The following is a 4,355-nucleotide window of genomic DNA, read 5'->3' as shown; positions in this document are numbered from 1 at the left end:
GGCCACGCCCCGCCCGTCGGCATACAGGACGGTGAACCCGTCCGCGGTGTCGTCGTACCCGGTCACGCAGGATGTCGGAAAGGGGGCGCGCCCCCGCCAGTCCTCGGGCAGCACGGTCTCCGGCCCGAGGCAGGCCCGCTGCACGAGGAACGCGCCGCCCTCCAGCCAGGCGAACTCGGTGCGCACCGGTCCGACGTCCGAGCCCCGCGCGTACATGTCCCAGACGCCGACCAGCGGCTGCAGCCGCCGAAGGGCGGGGTGCGGTACGGGATCGCGCATGCTGCCCTCCGGGGGAGGAAGTCGTCCGGGTCCGGTTCCGGCACGCTACCGCGCCCCCGAGCCGCCCGCCGCCCGGGACGACCGTCCCCGGCACCGTGCCCCTGTCGAACATTAGGATCGCCGCATGACAGCGCACCCTCCGTCGGCGGAGCCCGAGGCCTCGCGGAACCCCTCCGCCGGCCCGCGCGAGCTCGCCGTCGCCCGGCCGGCGGACCCGGACCGGGCACGGGCCGAGCAGCGGGCACGGCGCTTCGTCGACGCCGCGCTGGAACTCCTCACCACCGGGCCGGGCGGGGACTTCACGGTCCAGGACGTCGTGAAGACCTCCGGCCAGTCGCTGCGCAGCTTCTACCAGCACTTCACCGGCAAGCACGAACTGCTGCTGGCCGTCTTCGAGGAGTCGGCGCGCAGGGCCGCGGACCGACTGCGCGAGACGCTCGCCGAGGAGCCGGACGCGGCCGCCCGTCTGCGCCGCTTCACGCCGGAGTACGCCCGCCTGTGCCGGCCGCGCCCCGGCGAGAGGGCGCGCGAGCACGCCGTCCTCGGCGTGCCGGGACCTGCCCGGCAGTTGCTCACGGAACATCCGGAGGGGATGACGAGGGCGTTCGCCCCGCTGCGCGTGATGCTCGAGGAACTGCTGGACCGGGCGTCCGCCGACGGCGTCGTGCGCCCCGGACTCGACCACCGCCTCGTCGCCGGGACGTTGCTGCACGCCGTCACGTTCCAGCCGTTCGCCCTGACCGTCGGCGGCATCGCACGCGACGCCGGGGAGCAGGACGCCGAGACCCTCGGCGACATGCTGCTGCGCGGCATCACCGCTCCCGGTACAGCGGGCTGACCCCGCGCCGGTGCGCCCGTTCCCTCAGCCGACCCGGACCGGCAGCTGCTCGGTTCCGCGGTACCGGCGCTTCGACGTGCCCTCGGAAATGTCGTCCTGCCCGCGTCCCGGGCGCCGCGCCCGGGCGCGTGTTCGGGTGGCAGGCCCGGGCCGCCGCGCGGCCGGCAGGCGTTCGGCCGGGGGACCCGTCCCGCGCGCCGGACCGTTCCTCCCCCGCGCCTCGGGGCACGATGGCCCGGTCCGTTTCGCACAGGGGGGCGAGGAGGCCGTGGTGAGCAACGCGTACATCAGCCCGTACCTCAACTTCGACGGGAACGCCCGGGAGGCGATGGAGTTCTACCGCACCGTCTTCGGCGGCAAGCTGGAGCTCATGCGCTACGACGCCCTCGACATGGGCGCCGAACTCCCGCCGGAGCAGGGGGAGAAGATCATGCACGGCAGCCTGGAGTCGGAGTCCGGCCCCACCCTGATGGGCGCCGACGTCCCGCCCGAGGCCGAGTACCGGCGGGGCAGCGCCGTGAGCGTCGCCCTGACCGGGGACGACGCCGGGAAGCTGCGCGGCTGGTGGGAGAAGCTGTCGAAGGACGCCACGGTGACGGTCCCCATGGAACGCCAGCCCTGGGGCGACGAGTTCGGAGCCTGCACCGACGCGTTCGGCATCGACTGGATGGTCAACATCTCGACGACGTGACCCCGGCGGCCGGACAGGCCCCAGCTCACAGGGCGGTGCGCACCTGGGGCGACAGGTTCCTGATCATCGTGTTGGGCCACCGCGTCTGCCGCAGGGTCCGCGGGTGGCAGGCACCGCCAACGGGCCCGGCGCCCGTCCCCGTCGCCTCCGCGAGGTCGTCCGTTTGGCGGCCGTGACGCGGGCAACCCGGATCATGGTCACGGCAACGCGGCGGGCGGGGCCTCAGTCACCCCGCCCGCCGCACAGGCCCGCCCCAGCCGACCGGACGCCTCCCGAAAATCTCGGGTGCGCCGCACGTCTCCCGGGGCAGAATGCGGCCATGCCGACCTCCTCACCCATGCACCCCGGTCAGCTCCTGGTCACCGAGGAGCAGATGGCGGCCCTGGTGGCCGCACAGTTTCCCCGGTGGAGGGAACTCCCGGTCCGTGCCTGCCCCTCGGACGGCACCGAGAACGCGCTCTTCCGCATCGGCGACGACCTGGTCGCCCGGCTCCCGCTCCTCGGCGACGACGCGGACGCCAAGCGACAGGAGATCCGGCGGGAGATCGACGCCGCGCGGAGGATCGAGGGCGCCACGCGCGTCCCCACCCCGCGGTTCGCCGCCCTCGGCGGCCCCGGACCGCACTACCCGCTGCCGTGGAGCGTCTACCACTGGATCCCCGGCACCACCGCCACGGCGGCAGACGTCCACGACTCCACCGCCTTCGCCGAGGACCTGGCCCATTTCGTCCTGCAGGTACGCGCCCTGGACACCGAGGGCAGGACGTTCCGGGGCCGGGGCCGCGGGGGCGTCCTCACCGCACACGACGACTACGTCGCCCAAGGGCTCCAGCGGAGCCGGGAGCTGATCGACACGCACGCCCTGGCCCGCCTGTGGGAGCGCCTGCGCGGCACGCCCCGCACCGAGCCCGACACGTGGACGCACGGGGACCTGATGCCCGGCAACCTCCTCACGGACGGGGGCCGGCTCGCCGGAGTGATCGACGTCGGGCAGGCGGGCGTGGCCGATCCCGCCCTGGACCTCCAGCCCGCCTGGAACCACCTCGGCCCCACCGCCCGCGAGGCGTTCCGGCTCGCGCTCGGCGCCGACGACGCGGCCTGGGACCGGGGCAAGGGCTGGGCCTTCGCCCAGGCCATCGGCTGTCTCTGGTACTACCGGGAGACCAACCCGGTCATGTCCGACCTGGCCCGCTCGACGCTCCTCGCCCTCCTCGAGGACGAGGCCGTCCCACCGGCACGGCGCCGCCCGACGCTCACGCCGCCGGCTTGACGTTGCGCATCCGCCCGTACGCGTACACGCACCCGGCCAGCGCCAGGTCCGACAGCAGCATGAAGCCGATCGAGTAGGAGCCCTTGGAGCTGTAGATGGCGCCCATCAGCAGCGGCGGAACGAAGCCGCCGAGCCCGCCCATCGCGCCCACCACACCGGTCACCGAGCCGACCTGCTGCTGCGGCGTCACCTGGGAGACCAGCGCGAACACGCTGCCGCTGGTGGTGCCGAGCCCCGCCGCCATCACCAGCAGGCAGATCGTCCCCATGGGGTAGAGGTGCGGGTCGAAGGCCTGGACGACGGCGAACAACGCCACCACGGCCAGCGCGCACGCCGTCACGATCGCCGGGTGCATCCGGTCGGACAGCCAGCCGCCGAGCGGCCGGAAGATCACAGTCACCAGCGCGAAGCCCGCCGCCTTGGTGCCGGCGTCGGTCGGGCTCAGCTCGTACCAGGTCTTCAGGTAGGACGGCAGGTAGACGCCGAACGCCACCACGCCGCCGAACCCGATCGCGTACAGCGCGGAGAGTTCCCAGGTGACCCGCAGCCGGGAGGCCTGGCCCAGGCGGGAGGCCAGCGAGGCCGTCGGCACGGTCCGGCCCGGCCGGTCACTGATGAGGAAGAACGCGGCCACCGCGTACACGGCGAGCGCGACCGCCACCACCAGGAACGGCAGCGTCTCCCCGTGCTCGGCGATCCGCGGGGTGAAATAGCCGGACAGGGCCACACCGCCCATGCCCATGCCGAAGATGCCCAGCGCCAGCCCTCGGCGCGAGGGCGGGAACCACGAGTTGACCAGCGGAATGCCGATGGCGAAGGTGGTGCCGCCCAGACCCAGCAGGAAGCCCACCACGATCATCAGGCCGAAGGAGTCGCGCGCCGGGATCACCAGCAGCACCGGCACGATGGTCAGGGCCGAGACCAGCGGGAACATCAGCTTGGCCCCGTACCGGTCGGTCAGCGCGCCCACCGGGATCCGGCCCAGCGAGCCGACCAGCACCGGCACCGCCACCAGGAACGACTGCTGGAACGAACTCAGCGACAGCCGCTGCCCGAAGTCGCCCGCCAGCGGCGAGATCAGGTTCCACGCCCAGAAGGTGAGCGCGAACCCGACCGTCGCCGTGAGCAGATTCCGGTACGCCGCCCCGGAAACCCGTTCGGCGTCCGCCGTCGTCGCCGCGTCCCGCGCGGACCCCTGTGGTCGGTTCACGGCTCCACGCTAGGAACCGGCCCCGGCGCTCGCCCGGCGGACTACTCCGGACGGCGGCCCCTCATCC

General features: G+C 73.7%; 5 protein-coding genes. 3 read left to right on the top strand and 2 right to left on the bottom strand.

All coding sequences use genetic code 11. From position 1 onward, the window contains the following. A partial coding sequence (locus tag ACOV8S_RS21765; RefSeq protein WP_448319593.1) for a hypothetical protein occupies window positions 1-279 on the bottom strand: 279 nt, incomplete at its 3' end. 124 nt (window positions 280-403) lie between these two features. Here ACOV8S_RS21765 and ACOV8S_RS21760 point away from each other — a divergent pair. The 3 genes from ACOV8S_RS21760 to ACOV8S_RS21750 all read left to right on the top strand — a co-directional run bounded on the left by ACOV8S_RS21760 (window position 404) and on the right by ACOV8S_RS21750 (window position 3,078). Next, entirely contained in the window at window positions 404-1,117 is a 714-nt protein-coding gene (locus tag ACOV8S_RS21760; RefSeq protein WP_448319592.1) for a TetR/AcrR family transcriptional regulator, read from the top strand. 271 nt (window positions 1,118-1,388) lie between these two features. Next, window positions 1,389-1,808: a VOC family protein gene (locus ACOV8S_RS21755; RefSeq protein WP_448319590.1), complete on the top strand. Its 420-nt coding sequence runs from the start codon at window positions 1,389-1,391 to the stop codon at window positions 1,806-1,808. A 319-nt stretch (window positions 1,809-2,127) separates the two neighbouring features. Next, the gene (locus ACOV8S_RS21750; RefSeq protein ID WP_448319588.1) at window positions 2,128-3,078 is read left to right on the top strand and encodes an aminoglycoside phosphotransferase family protein; all 951 of its coding nucleotides are present in this window, start codon (window positions 2,128-2,130) and stop codon (window positions 3,076-3,078) included. Here the strand turns inward: ACOV8S_RS21750 and ACOV8S_RS21745 are convergent. Then, complete coding sequence (locus ACOV8S_RS21745; protein WP_448320109.1) at window positions 3,062-4,207, bottom strand: nitrate/nitrite transporter; 1,146 nt, start codon at window positions 4,205-4,207, stop codon at window positions 3,062-3,064. The two genes, ACOV8S_RS21750 and ACOV8S_RS21745, sit on opposite strands and share 17 nt — an antisense overlap. Between the last annotated feature and the right edge of the window lie 148 nt (window positions 4,208-4,355).

The organism is Streptomyces sp. CO7, assembly GCF_053474865.1.
This window is presented reverse-complemented; position numbering and strand designations above follow the sequence as displayed.

Coding starts and splice junctions, on each gene's coding strand:
- ACOV8S_RS21760 (WP_448319592.1), top strand. CDS start 404: ATGACAGCGCACCCTCCGTCGGCGGAGCCCGAGGCCTCGCGGAACCCC.
- ACOV8S_RS21750 (WP_448319588.1), top strand. CDS start 2,128: ATGCCGACCTCCTCACCCATGCACCCCGGTCAGCTCCTGGTCACCGAG.